This is a genomic window from Lelliottia sp. RD5, assembly GCF_056032945.1.
Genome location: NZ_JBVYHQ010000001.1, coordinates 1170539 through 1192428, shown reverse-complemented (window position 1 = coordinate 1192428; position 21890 = coordinate 1170539). Strand labels below are relative to the sequence as shown.

Sequence of the window (21890 nt, the reverse complement as noted above, 5' to 3'; positions counted from 1 at the left end):
CCGGTGTTGTGGGCAGGTCGTATGAAAACAGGGGGCAAGGGATGTTGCTAAAGAAAATTCGTGGTTGTCAGCTATCAGCACTCGCTGTATGCCTGACCGTAATATTCGCTCCACTGTTTAACGCACAGGCCGATGAGCCTGAAGTGGTTCCGGTTGATAGCTCCGCGACGATGGGCTCGCAGCCAACTTCACTTTTACAGCCGCTGGAGCAGTCTCCCGCGACAGCCATTATGGCAGGTATTAAACCTCTGCCCGCAGGTGTCGATACCGCAGCGCTTCACCAGCAGCTGCAATCCGAGCTGCCATCGGGCTATACACCCGCGTATATCAGCCAACTGACATTGCTCTATGCCGCACGCGACATGAAGCCGATGTGGGAAGATCGCACTGCCGTACGCGCTTTCCAGCAGCAACTGGCCGAAGTGGCGATTGCGGGTTTTCAGCCGCAATTTACCGCGTGGGTTGAACTGTTGACCGACCCCGCTGTGACGGGAATGGCGCGGGATATCGTGCTTTCCGACGCCATGATGGGTTATCTCCAGTTTGTCGCCGGGATTCCGGTCAATGGCAACCGTTGGCTTTATAGCGATAAAGCGTACAAGTTGGCGACGCCTGCACTCTCTGTGATTAACCAGTGGCAATGGGCACTCGATCAGGGAACCTTACCGCGTTTTATTGCCAGCCTTGCGCCAGCACACCCGCAATATGCCACGATGCATCAATCCTTGCTTAAGCTGGTGGCCGATACGCGACCGTGGCCACAACTGCGCGGCACCGCTACGCTGCGACCAGGCCAATGGAGCAGTGATGTGCCTGCGTTGCGTGAAATATTGTTGCGTTCAGGCGCAACTGGGGCAGAACCGAAAATTGCACTCCCCGGTGATGATCCGCAAGGTGTTGTGGTGAGCCCGTCCGCGCCTGCGCCTGAAGCGAAAGCCGCGTTACCGACCGGTAAACCCGCGCCATACGATCGCGAGCTGGTGGCAGCAGTAAAAGCATTCCAGATGACGCAGGGCCTCGGCTCTGATGGCGTAATTGGCCCATCAACGCGCGACTGGCTAAATGTCTCTCCGGCGCAGCGAGCAGGAGTACTGGCACTCAATATTCAGCGTCTGAGACTCCTCCCAGGAACGCTCTCAACTGGCATTATGGTGAACATACCGGCCTATTCGCTGGTGTATTACCAGAATGGCAGTGAAGTCCTTGCGTCTCGCGTTATCGTTGGGCGCCCGGATCGTAAAACGCCGATGATGAGCAGCGCGCTCAACAACGTGGTCGTCAACCCGCCATGGAACGTCCCGCCGACGCTGGCACGCAAAGATATTCTGCCGAAGTTGTGGGATGACCCTGGTTATCTTGAACGTCACGGCTATACCGTGATGCGCGGCTGGAACAGCAGCCAGGCCATCGATCCTTATCAGGTTGACTGGTCAACGATAACGCCATCAAACCTGCCATTCCGCTTCCAGCAAGCGCCGGGTGAGCGCAATTCGCTAGGCCGGTATAAATTCAATATGCCGAGCTCGGACGCGATCTACCTGCATGATACGCCGAACCATAACTTATTCCAGAAGGATGCGCGTGCGCTGAGCTCCGGCTGTGTGCGCGTGAATAAAGCGTCGGAACTGGCAAATATGTTGTTGGGCGATGCGGGGTGGAACGACACGCGGATTTCAGACACGCTCAAAGAGGGGAATACGCGCTACGTTAATATTCGACACAATATTCCGGTTAATCTTTACTATCTGACCGCGTTTGTTGGCGAAGATGGGCGTACTCAATATCGTACAGATATTTACAATTATGATCTCACTGCGCGATCCGGCGCACAAATTTTGTCAAAAGCGGAACAATTAATCAGGTAAATGAAGTAGTTCGGGAAAATAGATTGTCGTAAGTTATGGTGAAGGTGGGGCTAAATCGCTACAAGCCCCGTCTTTACTGGGGTTGGTCGTCTTGACGCAGGCTGTTGAGCCAGTTAAGGTGCCCTTCGTGCGCTAAGCATATTTACGATAACATTGACCTGTAGACCTGATTACCATGGACAAATTTGACGCTAATCGCCGCAAACTGCTGGCGTTAGGTGGTGTTGCGCTCGGCGCTGCGGCCATCTTGCCTACGCCAGCATTTGCCACCCTCTCGACACCTCGTCCGCGTATTTTGACGTTGAATAACCTGCACACCGGTGAGTCAATTAAGGCGGAGTTTTTTGATGGCAGAGGCTATATTCAGGATGAATTAGCAAAACTAAACCATTTTTTCCGTGACTATCGCGCGAATAAAATAAAAGCCATCGACCCAGGATTATTTGATCAGCTTTTCCGCCTTCAGGGATTGCTTGGAACACGCAAGCCCGTGCAACTCGTTTCTGGCTATCGTTCGCTCGATACCAATAATGAATTGCGAGCCCATAGCCGTGGGGTAGCTAAAAAAAGTTATCACACGAAAGGGCAGGCGATGGATTTTCATATTGAAGGCATTTCATTAGCCAATATTCGCAAAGCCGCGTTATCTCTGCGCGCAGGTGGTGTAGGATATTACCCACGTAGCAACTTTGTGCATATTGATACCGGGCCAAATCGGCACTGGTAATAATGAAGGAGCAGTATGAACTATCGTATTATTCCGGTGACTGCGTTCTCCCAGAACTGTTCGCTTATCTGGTGTGAACAAACCAAACTGGCCGCTCTTGTCGATCCCGGCGGAGATGCTGAGAAGATCAAGCAAGAAGTCGCAGCGTCCGGCGTGACGTTGATGCAGATTTTGCTAACCCATGGTCACCTTGATCATGTGGGGGCGGCGGCTGAACTGGCGCAACATTACGGTGTGCCGGTGATTGGACCGGAAAAAGAAGATGAGTTCTGGCTGCAAGGGTTGCCCGCCCAAAGCCGCATGTTTGGCCTCGATGAGTGTCTACCGTTGACACCCGATCGTTGGCTAGAAGAGGGCGAAAGCGTGAACGTCGGGAATGTGACGTTACAGATATTGCATTGCCCGGGCCACACGCCGGGGCATATCGTTTTCTTTGATGACCAATCGCGTTTGCTGATTTCAGGCGACGTGATTTTCAAAGGTGGCGTAGGACGCAGCGATTTTCCACGCGGCGATCACGGACAGTTAATTCAGTCAATTAAACAGAAGCTGTTGCCGTTGGGCGACGACGTGACGTTTATTGCGGGGCATGGACCGATGTCGACGCTGGGATATGAGCGTTTGCACAATCCGTTCCTGCAGGATGAAATGCCTGTCTGGTAAAGCAAATAATAAAGCCCGCAGAAGCGGGCTTTATTTTTATCTATTGTCGCTTACAGTACTGCGACAATGGCTTCGCAAAGTGGCGCCATATTATCGGGCGTCATACCCGCAACGTTGACGCGACCAGAAGCGACAGCGTAGACACCGAACTCCTCGCGCAGACGCAGAACCTGCTCTTTGGTCAAGCCGCTAAACGAGAACATCCCGTTCTGCCTCGTAATGAAGCTGAAATCGCGATCCGCGCCTTTCTCCGCCAGCGTGTTCACGAACAGCAGACGCATACGCTGGATACGCTGGCGCATATCGTTTAGCTCTTGTTCCCAGATGGCGCGCAGCGCGTCATTGCTGAGAATTGTCGCAACCACGGAAGCACCGTGCGCCGGTGGGTTCGAGTAGTTGGCACGAATAACGGATTTCATCTGGCTAAAGGCACGGTCAACGGTCTGCTCATCAGACGCAACCAGCGTACAGGCGCCTACGCGCTCATTGTAAAGGCCAAAGTTCTTGGAATAGGAACTTGCGACAATCAGCTCCTGATGCAGCGCAGCAAAAGCGCGCAGGCCTTCAGCATCTTCTTCCAGGCCGCGAGCAAAGCCCTGATAGGCGAAATCGAACAGCGGCAGCCAGCCTTTTTCAGCAGACAGTTTTGCCAGCGTTTCCCACTGCTCAAGCGTAGGATCAATACCGGTTGGGTTGTGGCAGCAGCCATGGAACAGAACCACGTCGCCTGCTTGCGCTTCATTCAGGCTTGCCAGCAGACCGTCAAAATCCAGGGTGTGATTCACCGCGTCATAATAGGCGTATTCACACACTTCCAGACCCGCGGAATTAAACACGCTTTTATGGTTCGGCCAGCTAGGATTACTTACCCAGACGCGCTTGACAGAGGTGTTTTTTGCAAGGAAATCCGCCGCGACGCGCAGTGCGCCAGTACCGCCAGGTGTTTGCGCTGTGCGAGCACGTTTATCGCTGATAATCGCGTTGCCTTTGCCAAACAGCAGTTCCTGAGTGCAATGACCAAATTCCGGAATACCATCAATGCCGAGGTAATTTTTGGTATTTTCATTTTCCAGCAGATACTGCTCGGCCTTTTTAACACTGGTCAGAACCGGTGTCTTGCCGGTCTCATCTTTATAGACACCAATCCCCAGATTAATTTTGGTCGGACGGTCATCAGCACGAAACAGATCGGCCAGGCCCAGAATAGGGTCGGCAGGGGCAGCGGTAATGTTCTCAAACATGACGAGGTTCCATTGTGATTACAGAAGTGAAATCCGCTATCAGGTTAACGGTTGATCTACAAAATGCCAACCGTTTGCGACAAAAAGCGTGCGCCTTTTCAAAAGTCGCCATTATTTACTTTCAGGCATAAAAAAACAGGACCGAAGTCCTGTTTTCTAGGCATTTAGCAGAGAGGGCTGCTTGCTTATTAGAACTGGTATACAAGACCTAACACATAGGTATCGTCAGTAGCCAGTTTAACATCACGGGTGTAGTTGTTTTCATCAAGCAGGTTGAAACGATAAGCACCATAGACGTTCATGTTCTTGTTGAAGTAGTACCAAGTACCCACTTCTACATATTTCACCAGGTCAGCATCGCCGCCGTTGAAGGTAGTACGCGCTGCAAGGTCTTTACCTTTAGATTGTACGTAGCCTACGGATGGGCGCAGACCGAAGTCGAATTGGTATTGAACTACAGCTTCAATGTTCTGAGTTTTATTAGCGAACTGATCATCGTTTTCACGAGTCATGTTGCTTGATTCGCCATACATAACCGCTGCATAAACATTGTTAGCATCATATTTTGCAGAGGTCGCCCAACCTTCAGCACGTTTACCTTTACCATCAATTTCCTGGCCATCGGTACGATCTGAGTTGGTGTAAGCAGCTGTAACGTTGAAGCCGTCCAGGAAATCATAACCTAAAGAGTAGCTAGCACCGTCGCCGTTTTGACGCTCAACGCCATGATCGCCTACGTTTTTACCCTGATACTGCAGACCCAGCGCCAGGCCTTCAACCAGACCGAAGAGGTTGGTGTTACGATAAGTCGCAACGCCAGTAGTACGGCAAGTCATGAAGTTATCAGTTTGGCAAAGAGTATCGCCGCCGTATTCAACAAGCATATCGGTAGATGCCAGTGCATCATAGAACACGCCGTAGTTACGACCATAGCTGAATGAACCGTAATCACCTGCTTTCAGACCTGCGAACGCAAGACGAGTTCTTGTGTCCTGAGAACCTTCAGCACCGCTAGCATTGAGGTTGTATTCCCACTGGCCGAAACCGGTGAGTTGGTCGTTAACCTGAGTTTCACCTTTGAAGCCCAGTCGTGCGTAGGAATCATCAGCGCTATTACCGTCTCCGCCAGATTTATCCCAAATGTGTTTACCAACAACTTTGCCGTACAAATCCAGTTTGTTACCGTCTTTGTTATAGATTTCTGCAGCGTTTGCTGCACCGGCTACCAGCAGGGCAGGGATAACCACTGCCAGGATATTGCGCTTCATCATTATTTATTACCCTCATTGGTTTTTTTATGACACTCGCCACTGCACTCAATAAATTCTGTCAATAAATATTTCCGGAACTATTGATGAGAGTTTGGTGTCTTTATGTATCTGACAGGCATCTTTCCATTCAAAGAACCGTTTCGCTAGCCTGAAAGTGCTACAAAGATAAAGATTGGGTAACAAAAAGCAATTATGTGTAACTAGATGTGAATTTACTGGAACTTTGTGAACCACCTCAAATTTCAGAACTGATTGCTGAATAAAAAGACTGGCGCATTGCTATATATATGAATTGCTTATGTTTAATTTTAATAAAGGCGTTTCATATCAACAGAACCTAAACAACCCTGTTTTTCTTATTGTCAACATTGGCCGTCTGGATGTCTTTTTGTATGGTCGAAATTTGTGCTAATGCAATCAGTCGTGAGTAGGCGCAATAAGAATGCGGTTTATTTTTTGTACATGGATGTTTCGTGGAAATAAAACGTAACAGCTAGAGGGATTGGCGGGGTTGCATTGAATAAACGCTGACTTTCAACTGACAATAATTGACACTGCAGAATAAAATAACGGCCAGCAAATGCTGGCCGTTATCAATTTAATGCTTAGAAACTGGCGTTACGCGGCGTTCTTGGGAATGCGATAACGTCACGTACGTTCTGAACACCAGTGACATAGGCAATCAGACGTTCGAAGCCCAGGCCAAAGCCTGAGTGTGGCACGGTGCCGTAACGGCGAAGGTCGCGATACCAGCTGTAATCTGCCGGATTTAGACCCATCTCTTCCATACGTGCGTCCAGCACGTCCAGACGCTCTTCACGCTGGGAGCCACCGATGATTTCACCGATGCCAGGCGCAAGCACGTCCATTGCGGCGACGGTTTTGCCGTCTTCATTAAGGCGCATGTAGAAAGCCTTAATGTCTTTCGGATAGTTTTTAACCACGACCGGAGCTTTAAAGTGTTTCTCAGCCAGGTAACGCTCGTGCTCGGAAGACAAATCCACGCCCCAATAAACCGGGTTCTCGAATTTCTCACCACATTTTTCCAGGATAGCCACCGCATCTGTGTAATCAACCTGAGCGAAATCGGCAGAGACGAAACGCTCCAGACGTGCAACCGCATCGCTGTCTACACGCTCGGCGAAGAATTTCATGTCATCAGCACGTTCTTCAAGTACCGCTTTGAAGACGTACTTCAGCATCGCTTCTGCCAGACCTGCCACATCGTTCAGGTTCGCGAAAGCCACTTCTGGCTCAAGCATCCAAAACTCTGCCAGGTGACGGCTGGTGTTGGAGTTTTCCGCGCGGAACGTAGGGCCGAAGGTATAAATTTTAGACAGCGCACAGGCGTAAGTTTCGCCGTTGAGCTGGCCGGATACGGTCAGGAAAGCTTCTTTACCAAAGAAATCTTTGTCAAAGTCCACTTTGCCTTCTGGCGTACGCGGCAAGTTTTCAAGATCCAAAGTCGATACGCGGAACATCTCGCCCGCACCTTCAGTATCCGATGCGGTGATCAGCGGGGTGGATACCCAGAAGTAACCCTGCTCATCAAAGAAGCGATGCAGAGCCTGCGCCAGAGTGTGACGCACACGGGCCACGGCGCCGATCATGTTGGTACGCGGGCGCAGGTGAGCGACTTCGCGCAGATACTCAATGCTGTGGCGTTTAGCGGCCATTGGATAGGTGTCAGGATCTTCAACCCAGCCGGTCACTTCAATTGCCGTCGCCTGCAGTTCAAAACTTTGGCCTTGACCCGGAGAAGCGACCACAACACCCGTAACAATGACGGAGCAACCGGTGGTCAGGTGCAGAACTTCGTCATTGTAATTGGGCAGAGAATTATTAATTACGGCCTGTACAGGATCAAAGCAGGAACCGTCATAGACGGCGAGGAAGGAGATGCCAGCTTTAGAATCTCGGCGAGTACGTACCCATCCGCGCACGGTGACTTCTTGGTCAACGGCGACGCGGCCCTGGAGTACGTCGGCTACAGGCACAACGCTCATAATAATCTCTCTGTTAATAGTCGGAAAAAATACCCGTCAAACTTCAGGTTGCATGTGCGTTGGCTGCGCTCGTTCACCCCAATCACTTACTTATGTAAGATCAGGGGAAATTCACTCGCTTATCGCCTTCCTGCAACCCTCATTATTTAGGGCATAGACACATGTCCGCCCATATAGGGGGATATCTATGTTACCTGGCATCCGCCATCAGACAAGTAGATTTCGCAGAGAAAAGAGAAGAAATGAGAAAAAAATGAGGCTAGGGGGCCAGGAACGCCCCCCCAATGGACTAACTGGCTTTTTTAATTTGCGGCAGATCGAAGGCTTTACGCAGCGCGCGCACGAAGGCTTTGTCATGGCAAATGGTTTTGCCAGGGCTGTCAGAGAGCTTAGCAACCGGCTTACCGTTACATTCCACTAACTTGATAACGATATTCAGTGGTTTGACCTGAGGAATATCGCAGGTCAAACGCGTGCCAATTCCAAAGCTCAAATTTACTCTGGATGAAAAGTGGCGATAAAGCTCAAGGGCTTTGGACAGATCCAGGTTATCAGAAAAAACCAACACTTTAGTCAGCGGATCAATGCCGAGTTTTTCGTAATGCGCGATCGCTTTTTCGCCCCACTCAACCGGATCTCCGGAATCATGGCGCAAACCCTGATAGCGCTCCGCAAATTCAGGGCCAAAGTCGCGCAGGAACGCATCCATAGTAATGCAGTCGGTCAGCGCAATTCCTAGCTTATCCGGATATTCTTCCAGCCAGGCCGCCAGCGCAGCACGTTGGCTGGTTGCGAGATCGGGACTGATTTGCTGGTGCGCCTGGAACCACTCGTGGGCTTGTGTGCCCATTGGCGTCAGATTGCGGCGGCGGGCTAAGTCATAATTGCTGGTGCCAACAAACCACGGCTCCTGCTGCAAGCGCTCGACAATGGCTTGCTGTACGTCGCGTGAGAAACGGCGGCGCGTACCAAAATCCATCAGACGGAAACGCGACATATCCACGGATTCGGACATCTGGGCGAATTCGACGAGTTTGCTTTCAAGTGTCGCGAGCGCATGTTCAACGCCCATTTCGGGAGAGCGATAGCGGTGCACAATCTCGCTAATGACAGCCAGCAGCGGCACTTCCCACATGATCACTTCACGCCACGGGCCAGCAAGACGGATATTCAGCTTGCCGTTATCGTTGGTGATCGTCACTTGTTCAGGGTTGTAGCGGAAATTGCGCAGCCAGTCTAAATAGTCGGCTTTAAAGAACGGCAGGCCCGAGAGCCACTGGTACTCGTCGTTCTGCAGCGCCAGATGCTGCATAGCATCGACCTGTTCACGAATGGTGTCTGCGTAAATACCGAGCAAGTCATCACCACGGCAACGAAACTCGGCCGCTACCTGTACGTCGTAGTAATGGTGAAAAACGGCTTGCTGCATGTGCAATTTATACGCATCGGTATCCAGCAACGTATGCAGAACAGGGGTAGCGAATTGAGTCATAGGTGCGCCGTAGCATCCTCTCACGGGAGCGTTTAGTACAATAAACAACTATTGAAACCGCTGGAGTATACCTTGTTTAGCGATTTATTGAACCCCGATCACAACATAAGCCACCGTTATGGTCGAGAGCATTTCGTGCCCCGTGTTATACAAATGTAGCAAAAAAGGGTTTTGTTGCTGAAAAGATGAAGATTCTGCGTAGCGCGTTTTGCGCAACAGGAATAGACTGACTCGTTATTCGACAAACGATGCATAAGGTTTTCTATGACACAACAGCCACAAGCCAAATACCGCCACGACTACCGTGCGCCGGAATACCTGATTAGCGATATCGATCTGACTTTTGACCTGGATGCCACAAAAACCGTCGTGACGGCCGTAAGCCAGGTGACCCGCCAAAGCGCGACGGCAGTTCCGCTGCGTCTTGATGGTGAAGATCTGACGCTGGTTTCTGTTCATGTTAATGATGAAGTCTGGTCTGACTATAAAGAAGAAGAGAACCAGCTGGTCCTTAACAATCTGCCAGAGCGTTTCTCGCTGCGCATCGTGACCGAAATTAGCCCGGCAGCAAATACCGCGCTGGAAGGTCTGTATCAATCGGGAGAAGCGCTTTGCACCCAGTGTGAGGCCGAAGGTTTCCGCCATATCACCTGGTATCTGGATCGTCCGGATGTGCTTGCGCGTTTCACCACCAAAATTATTGCGGATAAAACAAAATATCCGTACCTGCTCTCTAACGGTAACCGTGTTGGTCAGGGCGAGCTGGAAAATGGCCGTCACTGGACCCAGTGGCAGGACCCGTTCCCAAAACCGTGTTACCTGTTTGCGCTGGTGGCCGGTGATTTCGACGTGCTGCGCGATACCTACAAAACGCGTTCCGGCCGTGATGTCGCCCTGGAGCTGTTTGTCGATCGCGGTAATCTCGACCGCGCGCCGTGGGCAATGACTTCACTGATCAATTCAATGAAGTGGGACGAAGAGCGCTTCGGCCTCGAATACGATCTCGACATCTATATGATCGTGGCCGTCGACTTCTTTAATATGGGCGCGATGGAGAACAAAGGCCTTAACGTCTTCAACTCCAAATATGTCCTGGCGCGTACTGACACCGCGACGGATAAAGATTATCTCGATATCGAACGCGTGATTGGTCATGAATATTTCCACAACTGGACCGGCAACCGCGTCACCTGCCGCGACTGGTTCCAGTTAAGCCTGAAAGAGGGCTTAACAGTGTTCCGCGATCAGGAGTTCAGCTCTGACCTGGGGTCACGCGCCGTTAACCGCATCAGCAACGTGCGCACCATGCGTGGCCTGCAGTTTGCCGAAGACGCCAGCCCAATGGCGCACCCGATTCGCCCGGATAAAGTGATCGAAATGAACAACTTCTACACCCTGACGGTGTACGAAAAGGGTTCTGAAATCATTCGTATGATCCATACGTTGCTGGGCGAAGAGAACTTCCAGAAAGGGATGCAGCTGTACTTTGAGCGTCACGACGGCAGCGCAGCCACCTGCGATGACTTCGTGCAGGCCATGGAAGACGCATCTAACGTTGACCTGTCGCATTTCCGCCGCTGGTACAGCCAGGCCGGGACGCCGATTGTCACGGTTAAAGACGATTACAACCCGGAAACCGAGCAGTACACGCTGACCATCAGCCAGCGTACGCCGCCGACGGCTGAACAAGAAGAAAAACATCCGCTGCATATTCCGTTCAGTATCGAGCTTTACGATAACGAAGGAAAAGTGATCCCGCTGCAAAAAGGCGGCCATCCGGTGCATCACGTTCTGAACGTCACCCAGGCTGAGCAGACTTTCATCTTTGATAACGTCTACTTCCAGCCCGTTCCGGCGCTGTTGTGTGAATTCTCTGCACCGGTCAAACTGGAATACAAATGGAGCGATCAGCAGCTGACGTTCCTGATGCGTCATGCGCGTAACGATTTCTCCCGTTGGGATGCGGCGCAAAGCCTGCTGGCGACCTACATCAAGCTGAACGTGAATCGTCATCAGCAGGGCCAGCCGCTGTCGTTGCCGGTGCACGTTGCCGATGCATTCCGCGCTATTTTGCTTGATGAACACATCGATCCGGCGCTGGCCGCAGAAATTCTGACGCTGCCTTCCGCGAACGAAATCGCTGAGCTGTTTGATATCATCGATCCCATTGCCATCACCGCTGTGCGTGAAGCGCTGACCAGAACGCTTGCGACTGAGCTGGCGGATGAGTTCCTGGCGATTTACACCGCCAACAGGCTGGATGAATATCGCGTTGAACACGCGGATATCGGCAAACGTTCGCTGCGTAATACCTGTCTGCGCTATCTGGCATTTGGTGACACCGAATTTGCCGATGCGTTAGTCAGCAAGCAGTATCACGACGCCGATAATATGACCGATGCACTGGCCGCGTTGGGCGCAGCGGTTGCTGCCGAGCTGCCGTGCCGTGATGCGCTGATGCAGGAGTACGACGATAAGTGGCATCATGACGGTCTGGTGATGGATAAGTGGTTTATTCTGCAATCCACCAGCCCTTCAGCCGATGTGCTGAGCAACGTCCGTAGTCTGCTGAAGCACCGTTCCTTTACTATGAGCAACCCAAACCGTGTCCGTTCGCTGATTGGCGCGTTCGCCGGGAGCAATCCGGCGGCTTTCCATGCGGAAGACGGCAGCGGTTATCAGTTTATGGTGGAGATGCTGACGGAGCTTAACAGCCGTAACCCGCAGGTCGCGTCGCGTCTGATTGAGCCGCTGATCCGCCTGAAACGCTACGATGCGAAGCGTCAGGCGAAAATGCGCGCGGCGCTGGAGCAGCTAAAAGGGCTGGAGAATTTATCGGGCGATCTGTTCGAGAAAATCAGCAAAGCGCTGGCCTGATAAATCCACGATCCATCCCTTTCCTTTCGGGAGAGGGATGACGTGAGCACATCAGACCGCACCAGGTAACAGAAAACGGCAGCCATCTGGTTGCCGTTTTTGATGTGTGTTCCCTCTTTCTACGAGAGGGGCGAGGGCATCAGGCATTCGCTTTGATGCGCTGTTGTTCTGTTGCTCCCCGCTTCATAACCCGATCCAGCACTTCTGATTCCAGCTCTGCCAGCCGGACAGATCCCAGACGACGTGGGCGAGCAATATCGACCGTCACGTCCAGTCCGATTTTCCCGTCTTCGATTAACAAGACGCGATCGGCCATCGCGACGGCCTCACTCACATCATGTGTAACCAGCAACACGGTAAAACCGTGCTCTTGCCACAGCGATTCAATCAAATCCTGCATCTCAATACGCGTCAGGGCATCAAGCGCACCCAGCGGTTCGTCCAGCAGCAGCAGGCCAGGGCGATGAATTAGCGCACGCGCCAGGGCCACGCGCTGCTTTTGTCCTCCCGAAAGCGCTGCTGGCCATTCGCCTGCACGATTTTCGAGTCCGACGGATGCCAGCGCTTGCCGCGCAGCGTCCCGCCAGTGGCCTTTTAGCCCCAGCCCGACATTGTCGATAACCGTTTTCCATGGCAGGAGGCGCGCATCCTGGAACATCATGCGCGTATCGTCCTGGAGTTCGGCCAGCGGGGTATTTCCGGCCAGCAGTTCTCCGCCATTGGGGGCTTCAAGCCCGGCAAGCAAGCGCAGTAGCGTACTTTTACCTCCGCCGCTGCGCCCGACCACCGCGACAAACTGGCCTGCGGGAATATGCAGATCCAACGCGTTCAGAATCGTATTTTCGCCGTAGCGTTTCGTCACGCCGTTGAGCAATAAAGGTGTCCCTTGGGTTAAGCGAGCCGTGTTCATACGTTTGCCTCCTTCAAGGAATAGGCCGGATTCCAGCGCAACCAGCTGCGCTCAAGCCATTGGGCGCTGACGTCAGCGAGTTTGCCAAGCAGGGCATAGAGAATGATGGCAACCACCACCACGTCGGTTTGCAGAAATTCACGGGCGTTCATCGCCAGATAGCCAATCCCGGAATTGGCGGAGATGGTTTCCGCGACGATCAGCGTCAGCCACATCAGACCGAGCGCGAAACGAACGCCCACCATAATCGACGGCAGAGCCCCCGGCAGAATCACATGAATGAACAGAGAAAAACCGGATAAACCATAGCTGCGCGCCATCTCCACCAATCCCCGGTCTATGTTTCGAATGCCGTGCCAGGTGTTGATATAGATTGGGAACAGCGTGCCGAGCGCGACGAGGAAAATCTTGGCGCTCTCATCGATGCCGAACCATAAAATCACCAGCGGGATCAGCGCCAGATGCGGCACGTTACGCAGCATCTGAATCGAGGTATCCAGTAAGCGCTCCCCCCAGCGCGATAATCCGCTGATCAGGCCAAGCGTCAGCCCAATCGACCCGCCGATGGAAAATCCAATCGCCGCACGCCAGGAGCTGATCGCCAGATGTTGCCAAAGTTCACCGCTGGCACTGAGCGACCAAAACGCCTCCGCCACGCCCTCGGGAGAGGGCAGAATACGACTCGACAACCAGCCCACAGACGACGCAATTTGCCAGATAATCACAATGCCGACGGGCAGGAACCAGGGCGCCAGACGCAGGAGCCATTTTCGGGATGGATTCGCCATACTGACCTCGTTAACTCTGCGCCGTTTTACGGGGAATAAATTCATTCGCCACCGCTTCGCCCTGAATCTGCAGCGGACGCGGCTGTGGGATTTCCGGGATGGCGACATCCAGATGCGGGAACAACAGCTCGCCGACGTTATACGCCTCTTCGAGGTGCGGATAACCGGACAAAATAAAGCTGTCGATCCCCAGATCGGCATATTCATTGATTCGTGCCGCCACCGTTGGACCATCACCCACTAACGCCGTTCCTGCGCCACCCCGCACCAGGCCAACGCCCGCCCACAGGTTCGGACTGATTTCCAGGTTTTCGCGTTTACCGTTATGAAGAGAGGCCATCCGGTGCTGGCCCACCGAATCGGTTTTGGCCAGGGCGGCCTGCGCTTTGGCAATGGTGTCATCATCAAGATGTGAAATCAGACGATCGGCGGCCTGCCACGCTTCCTGATTCGTCTCCCGCACAATGACGTGTAGACGGATCCCAAAACGCACCTGACGGCCATGCGCGGCGGCTTTGGCGCGCACCTGTTCAATTTTCTCTTTCACCTGTTCAGGCGGTTCGCCCCAGGTGAGATACAAATCGACCTGTTCTGCCGCCAGATCCTGTGCAACGTCCGACGATCCGCCAAAGTAAAGAGGAGGACGCGGCTGCTGAACCGGTGGGAAATAAAGTTTCGCATCACGTACGTGAATGTGTTTGCCTTCATAGGTGACGGTTTCGCCCTCAAGCAGACGACGCCAGACGTGGGTGAATTCTGCCGAGGCCTCATAGCGTTCGGTGTGGTCTAGGAAGACGCCGTCTCCCGCGAGTTCCGTCGGGTCGCTGCCGGTCACCAGATTAAACAACGCTCGTCCGTTTGAGAGTCGGTCAAGCGTGGCGGCCTGGCGTGCGGCAACGGTGGGGGAAACCACGCTTGGGCGCAGGGCGACTAAAAACTTCAGACGCTGCGTGACCGGGATCATGGCCGCGGCCACCAGCCAGGCATCTTCGCAGGAACGGCCTGTGGGAATCAGTACGCCGGTGAATCCGATTCTGTCTGCGGCTTGCGCGATTTGTTGCAGGTAGCCGTAATCGACCGGACGCGCCCCTTCCTCAGTACCAAGATAATGCCCATCACCGTGGGTCGGTAAAAACCAGAACAGATTCAGACTCATGATTTCGATCCTTCTTTGCCAGCGGGTTGCCAGATACGGTCGCGAATATCGATCTTTTTCGGGAGCAGACGGTTTTCATAAAACAGATCGGCAGTTTGTTGCTGCAAAACTGCCGTGTGGGCGTCAACAGGCTTGATCACGGTTATTGGGCGGTGATCCAGATAGCTTGCGATCACCGGTTCGGGCAGGCCCATGGTTTTTGCCAGCAGGGCGATACTCTCCTGACGTTGGCTTTGGGTGAGCGCATCTGCCTCACTGAAGGTGTTCAGCACACCTTGTATAAATTCGCCGTTCTTTTCGGCATAAGGACGCGCGGCAAGATAGAACGAACCGGTCTGTTTAAGCGTTTCGCCATCTTTTAGAACGCGAACGCCACCCTGAAGCAGAGCCGCAGAATAGTACGGATCCCAGATGGCCCACGCGTCCACGTTATTTTGCTGGAAAGCGGCGCGCGCATCGGCCGGGCTTAAGTAGATCGGCTGAATATCTTTGAACGTCAGGCCCGCTTGTTGCAGCGCGCGAAGCAGCAGGTTGTGCGAACTGGACCCTTTCTGGAACGCAACTTTATGGCCTTTGAGATCCGCGACGGTTTTAATCGGACTGTTTTCAGGCACCAGGATAACTTCGGCCTTAGGCTTAGCCGGCTCTACGCCCACGTAAACCAGATCAGCGCCTGCGGCCTGGGCGAATATCGGCGGAATATCTCCCGTACTGCCTACATCTATACTGCCCACATTGAGTGCTTCGAGCATTTGTGGGCCAGCCGGGAATTCAATCCACGAAAACGTCGTCTGCGGATAACGTTTTTCCAGCAGCTGATGGCTTTTTGCCAGCACCATGCTGATGCTGCCTTTCTGGTAGCCGATACGTAAACTTTCCGGCGCAGCATTCGCCGCATGAGCCAGCGCGGAGACGGCCAGCAAACCCGTTAGCCCGAGACGAAAGAGGTGTTTAAACATGGGCGACTCCTTTCAGACGGCCAAAGGTAGGGGCTTGAGCATCGCGGCGATGCAATGCCTGCCAAAACGTTTCGAGTGCGCTATCAAGACGCGAATGCAAGTTGGGGGTGAACTGCGGTTTATGCTGATAATCCACAACCTGAGAATCATCGGCGAACACGCCGTGCAGGATCTCCTGGGCTTTCAGCGCATTGAGAACGGGCTTGAGGGCATAATCAACGGCCAGCATATGGGCGACGGTGCCACCGGTCGCCAGCGGAAGGACGACTTTTCCCTCCAGCGCGCGTTCAGGCAGCAGATCGAGAAGCGTTTTTAGCGCGCCAGAAAATGAGGCTTTGTAAATCGGCGTCGCCACAATCAGGCCATCAGCCCCTTTAAGTTGTTCAATCAGCGCCTGAAGCGCCGGACTTTCAAACCGGGCATACAACAGATCTTCAGGCTCAAAGTTATGCAGATTCCAGTGACACACTTCGACATCCCGCGAATTCAGCTGTTCGCGGGCATATTCCAGCAGGGCACTGGAACGTGAAGGAAAACGCGGACTTCCAGCCAACGTGATGACGCGCATGTTTGCTCCTTATAACCATTTGTTTGCTTTTATCTAACATTGATAACAATTTTCAGGAGTGTGACATTGCGGGGTTATTCCACTAAATGATTTATCTGGAATTAAAAATCCGGAAAATGCATAAGAAACCGCCAGAAAGGAAAACGATTGCGCAGAAAGCCGTTTTTTTGCCTCAGGTCAATTCCCTTTCGCGCTGCGATCGCTGATAATCCGTGTCCGGTTTGCACACCGGAATCCAGGAGAGTTCATGTATTACCCCTTCGTTCGTAAAGCCCTTTTCCAGCTCGATCCCGAGCGCGCTCATGAATTGACATTCCAGCAGTTACGTCGCATTACAGGAACACCTCTCGAAGCGCTGGTGCGCCAGAAAGTGCAGGAAAAACCTGTTCAATGTATGGGACTGACGTTTAAGAATCCCCTGGGCCTGGCTGCTGGCCTGGACAAGAACGGCGAGTGTATTGATGCGCTGGGCGCGATGGGATTTGGTTCCATTGAAGTCGGCACGGTCACGCCACGTCCACAAGCGGGTAACGATAAGCCGCGACTGTTCCGTCTGGTTGAAGCCGAAGGGTTGATCAATCGAATGGGCTTTAATAATCACGGTGTCGATCATCTGATCGAGAACGTAAAAAAAGCGCATTTTGACGGCGTGCTGGGTATTAATATTGGCAAAAATAAAGATACGCCGGTTGAGCAGGGTAAAGATGACTATCTGATTTGTATGGAAAAAGTCTATGCTTATGCGGGTTATATTGCGGTTAATATCTCGTCGCCAAATACCCCTGGTTTACGTACGCTGCAATATGGTGAAGCGCTGGACGATCTGTTATCAGCCATTAAAAATAAACAAAATGAACTGCAGGCAATTCACCATAAATATGTTCCGGTCGCGGTTAAGATCGCCCCGGATCTTTCCGTGGAAGAATTGATCCAGGTTGCCGATAGTTTGGTTCGCCATAATATTGATGGTGTTATTGCGACCAATACGACCCTCGATCGATCATTGGTCATCGGAATGAAAAATTCGGATGAAATGGGTGGGTTAAGTGGTCGTCCGGTGCAATTAAAAAGCACAGAAATTATTCGCGCGTTGTCTGCAGAATTAAAAGGGCGTTTACCGATCATTGGCGTGGGTGGAATCGACTCGGTCATCGCTGCGCGTGAGAAGATGGCTGCGGGTGCGACGCTGGTACAAATTTATTCTGGTTTTATTTTTAAAGGCCCTCAATTGATTAAAGAAATCGTTAATCATATCTAAACTTTTCTCTCTATAAGACAACCAGGGCTTTATTTCCGGCCCTGGTTGTTTTATATTCCGTCATTGTTGCTTATTTAGACATTATGGTCTTTTATTTATTGATGTTATAAACGAAGCGACAATCAGGACATTTTAAGAACAGGATGTGAGGGACGGGAGAGGAAAATGCGAATTAAACCTGACGATAACTGGCGCTGGTATTTTTGTGAAGAGCACGATCGAATGATGCTCGATTTAGCCAATGGCATGTTATTTCGTTCTCGTTATGCCCGCCGTATGCTCACACCTGATGCCTTTGCCCCATCGGGCTTTTGCGTTGATGATGCAGCCCTTTATTTCTCGTTTGAAGAGAAGTGCCGCGACTTCGTGCTAACCAAAGAACAGCGTGCTGAGTTGATTTTGAACGCGCTGGTGGCTATTCGTTTCCTCAAGCCTCAGATGCCGAAAAGCTGGCACTTTCTCGCTCATGGCCAGGCGTGGATGCCGGGCACGGGTGATGCAGCTTGCGTGCATCTCAGCGATACATCAGAAGAGGTGAGTTTGCTGGTGGTTGAGCCTGGCGAAAATGCAGCACTTTGCTTGCTGGCACAACCCGGCGTGATCATTGCCGGGCGTACGATGCAACTGGGTGATGCGATCAAAGTCATGAATGACAGACTCAAACCTCAGCTCCGTGTGGATTCATTTAGCCTGGAACAGGCCGTTTAAAGCTCAAGCTGTAGCGATGTTTTAGGAACGCAGCTGCAGCAAAGGATGGTCCCATCTTCGCCTACCGCTGATTTTTTCAATGCTGTCACTTCGCCGTCTATCAGTTTGATACGACAGCAACCGCAAATCCCCGCGCGACACGAATAAGGAACGCGAATTCCGGCTTGCTCCAGTTGCTCAAGCAAGACTTGTTGATTGTTCCCCTTGAGCGTTTGCCCTTGCCACTGAAGGGTCACCGCAGTTGCGGGTTGCACTTCCACTTCTGCCGTTTCTTCTTCCGCGCCTGCGCCGTAGATTCGCCCTGCTCCGGTGGACAGGATTTCGACTTCATCGCCTACGCGAATCACACCGCTGGAGCGAGGGATCAGGTTCTGACCAAAATCGACATCGCCGTTATCCTGCGCGGTTCGGAAAGATTGCAACGTTTTAAGCGGTTCGCCGGAAGGGTGCTTTTGACCTTTCTCAGGGCTGATCGTGGTGAAAATGCAGCGGCTACAGGGTTTCACGACATCGAAGATCACGCTGCCAATGCGAATCACTTTCCAGGTATCTTCTTCCCATGCTTGTGCGCCAGTCACAACCAAATTGGGGCGAAACTGCTCCATTTGTACGCTCGCGGAACAACGATTCTGTAAATCCCGCAGTGAGGCTTCGTTGGTGAGCAGGAAAGGGAAACCGTCGGCAAAGGAAAGCGGAACAGATTCAAAGTGCTGAACGCGACGCGTCAATTCGGGCCCTACCCAGCGCAACTGTACCGGGCGAGAGAAAAAGCCGCTTAGCCAACGGTTGATCTCTTCGGGGGCAATACGCGCTGTAAAATGATTGCGCCAGACTTCCGTCGGTTCATCAACGGGCGAGAAATCATTGAAGCGCGCAATGACGCTGGAACCGTCCGGTGCCGTGAGATGTAAACCGTCATGCAGCGGCGCGGGAATAAACCGCACCAATTGCGGAAACTGACGCGCAGTGATGAACGTTCCGTCAGGCTCAGTGACCATAAAAATGCGATCGAAAGCAAAACCGCTGACGTCTGCGAGTGCATGCGTCAGGCCAATTCCGCGCATTGATTTGACTGGATGGATAAAAAGCCTGGATAACGTCGCCACTGCACACTCCCCTCAATAAAAATAAGCCTTCAACTTTATGACATATCACCCGGATTATCTATATACACTTTATTCACTGGCGCGCCGTTTTGTTGGCTTCATCAGCGTGCTGGCGCGAGGCAAATCGAATGATTCTGTGTATAATGCGCAACAATTTTCTATGAGTAATAAGTGACGATATGAATTCTCTGTTTGCCAGTACGGCCCGTGGGCTGGAAGAGCTGTTGAAAACTGAACTGGAAAGCCTTGGCGCGCGTGAGTGCCAGGTCGTTCAGGGTGGTGTCCATTTTGAGGGCGACACGCGGCTTATTTACCAGAGCCTGATGTGGAGCCGTCTGGCGTCGCGCATCATGCTGCCTTTGGGTGCGTGCAAAGTCTACAGCGACCTTGACCTGTATCTCGGCGTGCAGGCGACTGACTGGACAGAGATTTTTGCACCTGGCGCGACCTTTGCTGTGCACTTTAGCGGACTGAATGATGAAATCCGCAACAGCCAATACGGTGCGCTGAAAGTTAAAGATGCGATTGTGGATAGCTTCACGCGCAAAAATCTTGAGCGCCCGAACGTCGATCGCGAAAACCCGGATCTGCGTATCAACGTGTGGCTGAACAAAGAGACTGCGCATATTTCGCTGGATCTGTGTGGGGAAGGCCTTCATCAGCGCGGTTACCGCGATCGTGCGGGTATTGCACCGATTAAAGAAAACCTGGCGGCCGCAATTGTTATGCGTTCTGGCTGGCAGCCTGGTACGCCACTGCTGGATCCGATGTGCGGTTCCGGTACGTTGCTGATTGAAGCGGCTATGATGGCAACCGATCGCGCGCCTGGCCTGCACCGCGGGCAGTGGGGCTTTAGCGGGTGGGCGCAGCACGACGACGCTATCTGGAAAGAGGTCAAAGCCGAAGCCCAGGTCCGTGCGCGTAAGGGCTTGGCTGATTACGGTTCACGTTTCTACGGCTCAGACAGCGATGCGCGCGTGATTGAACGCGCAGCCAGCAACGCCCGTCGTGCGGGTATTGGTGAGCTGATCTCGTTTGAAGTGAAAGATGTCGCGCAGCTGACCAATCCGCTGCCAAAAGGCCCGTACGGTACGGTTATCAGCAACCCGCCGTATGGCGAGCGTCTCGATAGCGAACCGGCGCTGATTGCCCTGCACAGCCTGCTGGGTCGCTCAATGAAAGATTATTTCGGCGGCTGGAATCTGTCGTTGTTCAGTGGATCTCCTGAACTGCTGAGCTGCCTGCAACTGCGCGCAGAACGTCAATTTAAAGCCAAAAACGGCCCGCTGGACTGCGTACAGAAAAACTATCACCTCACCGAGAAAGAGGGCGACAGTAAACCTTCAACCGTGGCGGAGGACTACGCGAACCGCCTGCGTAAAAATCTGAAAAAATTCGAAAAATGGGCGAAGCAGGAAGGGATCGAATGCTATCGCCTGTACGATGCCGATTTGCCGGAGTACAACGTGGCGGTAGATCGCTACGCTGACTGGGTCGTGGTGCAGGAATATGCCGCGCCGAAGACGATTGATGCGCAAAAAGCACGTCAGCGTCTGCTGGATATCATTGCCGCCACTATTGGCGTCCTTGGCATCGCCCCTAACAAGCTGGTGCTCAAAACCCGTGAGCGTCAGAAAGGGACAAATCAGTATCAGAAGATGAGCGATAAAGGCGACTTTATCGAAGTGGGCGAATACAACGCTCGCCTGTGGGTGAACCTCACTGACTATCTTGATACCGGTCTGTTCCTGGATCACCGCATTGCCCGTCGTATGCTGGGCCAGATGAGCAAGGGTAAAGACTTCCTCAACCTGTTTGCCTATACCGGCAGCGCGAGCGTGCACGCCGGTTTGGGCGGCGCGCGCAGCACGACAACGGTGGATCTGTCACGGACCTATCTTGAATGGGCGGAGCGCAACTTGCGCCTCAACGGCCTGACCGGGCGTCAGCATCGTCTGCTGCAAGCCGATGTGTTGGGCTGGTTGCGTGATACCGATGAGCAGTTTGACCTGATCTTTATCGATCCACCGACTTTCTCTAACTCTAAGCGTATGGAAGATACGTTTGACGTTCAGCGCGACCACATCCGTCTGATGTCCGACCTGAAACGTCTGCTGCGCAAAGGCGGCACCATCATGTTCTCAAATAACAAACGCGGCTTCCGTATGGATAACGACGGGCTGGCAGCGCTGGGACTGAAAGCACAAGAAATTAGCCAAAAAACACTGTCTCAGGACTTTGCCCGTAACCGTCAAATTCATAACTGCTGGTTGATTACCGCGGTCTGAAAGGAAA

Annotated in this window: 17 protein-coding genes; 7 read left to right on the top strand and 10 right to left on the bottom strand. The window is 52.6% G+C overall.

Annotation, left to right across the window (positions count from 1 at the left end):
• The first annotated feature begins 41 nt into the window (after positions 1 to 41).
• The 3 genes from ldtD to AC0LWE_RS06015 all read left to right on the top strand — a co-directional run bounded on the left by ldtD (position 42) and on the right by AC0LWE_RS06015 (position 3255).
• The gene (gene ldtD / locus AC0LWE_RS06025) at positions 42 to 1865 is read left to right on the top strand and encodes a L,D-transpeptidase (protein WP_202667060.1); all 1824 of its coding nucleotides are present in this window, start codon (positions 42 to 44) and stop codon (positions 1863 to 1865) included.
• A gap of 175 nt (positions 1866 to 2040) precedes the next feature.
• A complete protein-coding gene (mepK, locus tag AC0LWE_RS06020) occupies positions 2041 to 2592 on the top strand; it encodes a peptidoglycan L,D-endopeptidase MepK (protein ID WP_131487618.1) in 552 nt (183 codons plus the stop codon).
• A 15-nt stretch (positions 2593 to 2607) separates the two neighbouring features.
• Positions 2608 to 3255: an MBL fold metallo-hydrolase gene (locus tag AC0LWE_RS06015; RefSeq protein WP_059178437.1), complete on the top strand. Its 648-nt coding sequence runs from the start codon at positions 2608 to 2610 to the stop codon at positions 3253 to 3255.
• 50 nt (positions 3256 to 3305) lie between these two features.
• On the opposite strand, the gene AC0LWE_RS06010 is transcribed toward AC0LWE_RS06015, so the two are convergent.
• The 4 genes from AC0LWE_RS06010 to pncB form a co-directional block, all read right to left on the bottom strand.
• On the bottom strand, positions 3306 to 4496 hold the full coding sequence (locus AC0LWE_RS06010; RefSeq protein WP_059178436.1) for an amino acid aminotransferase: 1191 nt from the start codon (positions 4494 to 4496) through the stop codon (positions 3306 to 3308).
• Between the two features lie 188 nt (positions 4497 to 4684).
• Positions 4685 to 5767 carry a porin gene (locus AC0LWE_RS06005; protein ID WP_273542914.1) on the bottom strand — a complete coding sequence of 361 codons (1083 nt, stop codon included), beginning with the start codon at positions 5765 to 5767 and terminating at the stop codon, positions 4685 to 4687.
• A 605-nt stretch (positions 5768 to 6372) separates the two neighbouring features.
• Positions 6373 to 7773 (bottom strand): asparagine--tRNA ligase, encoded by a 1401-nt coding sequence (asnS, locus tag AC0LWE_RS06000; protein WP_059178434.1) that lies wholly within the window; start codon positions 7771 to 7773, stop codon positions 6373 to 6375.
• 289 nt (positions 7774 to 8062) lie between these two features.
• Positions 8063 to 9265 carry a nicotinate phosphoribosyltransferase gene (gene pncB / locus AC0LWE_RS05995; RefSeq protein ID WP_202667059.1) on the bottom strand — a complete coding sequence of 401 codons (1203 nt, stop codon included), beginning with the start codon at positions 9263 to 9265 and terminating at the stop codon, positions 8063 to 8065.
• Between the two features lie 264 nt (positions 9266 to 9529).
• Between pncB and pepN the strand changes: the two genes are divergently transcribed.
• Positions 9530 to 12142, top strand: a complete 2613-nt coding sequence (pepN, locus tag AC0LWE_RS05990; protein WP_219346817.1) for an aminopeptidase N — start codon at positions 9530 to 9532, stop codon at positions 12140 to 12142.
• Positions 12143 to 12281: 139 nt separating this feature from the next.
• Here the strand turns inward: pepN and ssuB are convergent, their stop codons facing one another.
• From ssuB to ssuE, 5 genes are read right to left on the bottom strand one after another with little or no spacing between them, the layout of a single operon-like run.
• On the bottom strand, positions 12282 to 13052 hold the full coding sequence (gene ssuB / locus AC0LWE_RS05985; protein ID WP_202667057.1) for an aliphatic sulfonates ABC transporter ATP-binding protein: 771 nt from the start codon (positions 13050 to 13052) through the stop codon (positions 12282 to 12284).
• Positions 13049 to 13840 (bottom strand): aliphatic sulfonate ABC transporter permease SsuC, encoded by a 792-nt coding sequence (gene ssuC / locus AC0LWE_RS05980; protein WP_216981601.1) that lies wholly within the window; start codon positions 13838 to 13840, stop codon positions 13049 to 13051. The genes ssuB and ssuC overlap by 4 nt, the downstream gene beginning before the upstream one ends.
• Positions 13841 to 13850: 10 nt before the next feature.
• Positions 13851 to 14996, bottom strand: coding sequence for an FMNH2-dependent alkanesulfonate monooxygenase (gene ssuD, locus AC0LWE_RS05975; protein ID WP_131487612.1), 1146 nt, complete (start codon positions 14994 to 14996; stop codon positions 13851 to 13853).
• Positions 14993 to 15955 carry a sulfonate ABC transporter substrate-binding protein gene (locus tag AC0LWE_RS05970; protein ID WP_059178428.1) on the bottom strand — a complete coding sequence of 321 codons (963 nt, stop codon included), beginning with the start codon at positions 15953 to 15955 and terminating at the stop codon, positions 14993 to 14995. Before AC0LWE_RS05970 ends, ssuD begins: the two co-directional genes overlap by 4 nt.
• Complete coding sequence (gene ssuE / locus AC0LWE_RS05965) at positions 15948 to 16523, bottom strand: NADPH-dependent FMN reductase (protein ID WP_131487610.1); 576 nt, start codon at positions 16521 to 16523, stop codon at positions 15948 to 15950. The genes AC0LWE_RS05970 and ssuE overlap by 8 nt, the downstream gene beginning before the upstream one ends.
• A gap of 247 nt (positions 16524 to 16770) precedes the next feature.
• On the opposite strand from ssuE, the gene pyrD reads away from it, so the two are divergent.
• The gene (gene pyrD, locus AC0LWE_RS05960; RefSeq protein ID WP_202712710.1) at positions 16771 to 17781 is read left to right on the top strand and encodes a quinone-dependent dihydroorotate dehydrogenase; all 1011 of its coding nucleotides are present in this window, start codon (positions 16771 to 16773) and stop codon (positions 17779 to 17781) included.
• Between the two features lie 165 nt (positions 17782 to 17946).
• Positions 17947 to 18489 (top strand): cell division protein ZapC, encoded by a 543-nt coding sequence (gene zapC / locus AC0LWE_RS05955; RefSeq protein ID WP_059178425.1) that lies wholly within the window; start codon positions 17947 to 17949, stop codon positions 18487 to 18489.
• Here zapC and AC0LWE_RS05950 read toward each other — a convergent pair.
• The gene (locus tag AC0LWE_RS05950; RefSeq protein WP_219346816.1) at positions 18486 to 19595 is read right to left on the bottom strand and encodes a YcbX family protein; all 1110 of its coding nucleotides are present in this window, start codon (positions 19593 to 19595) and stop codon (positions 18486 to 18488) included. The two genes, zapC and AC0LWE_RS05950, sit on opposite strands and share 4 nt — an antisense overlap.
• A gap of 179 nt (positions 19596 to 19774) precedes the next feature.
• On the opposite strand from AC0LWE_RS05950, the gene rlmKL reads away from it, so the two are divergent.
• The gene (gene rlmKL, locus AC0LWE_RS05945) at positions 19775 to 21883 is read left to right on the top strand and encodes a bifunctional 23S rRNA (guanine(2069)-N(7))-methyltransferase RlmK/23S rRNA (guanine(2445)-N(2))-methyltransferase RlmL (protein WP_059178423.1); all 2109 of its coding nucleotides are present in this window, start codon (positions 19775 to 19777) and stop codon (positions 21881 to 21883) included.
• Positions 21884 to 21890 lie beyond the last annotated feature (7 nt).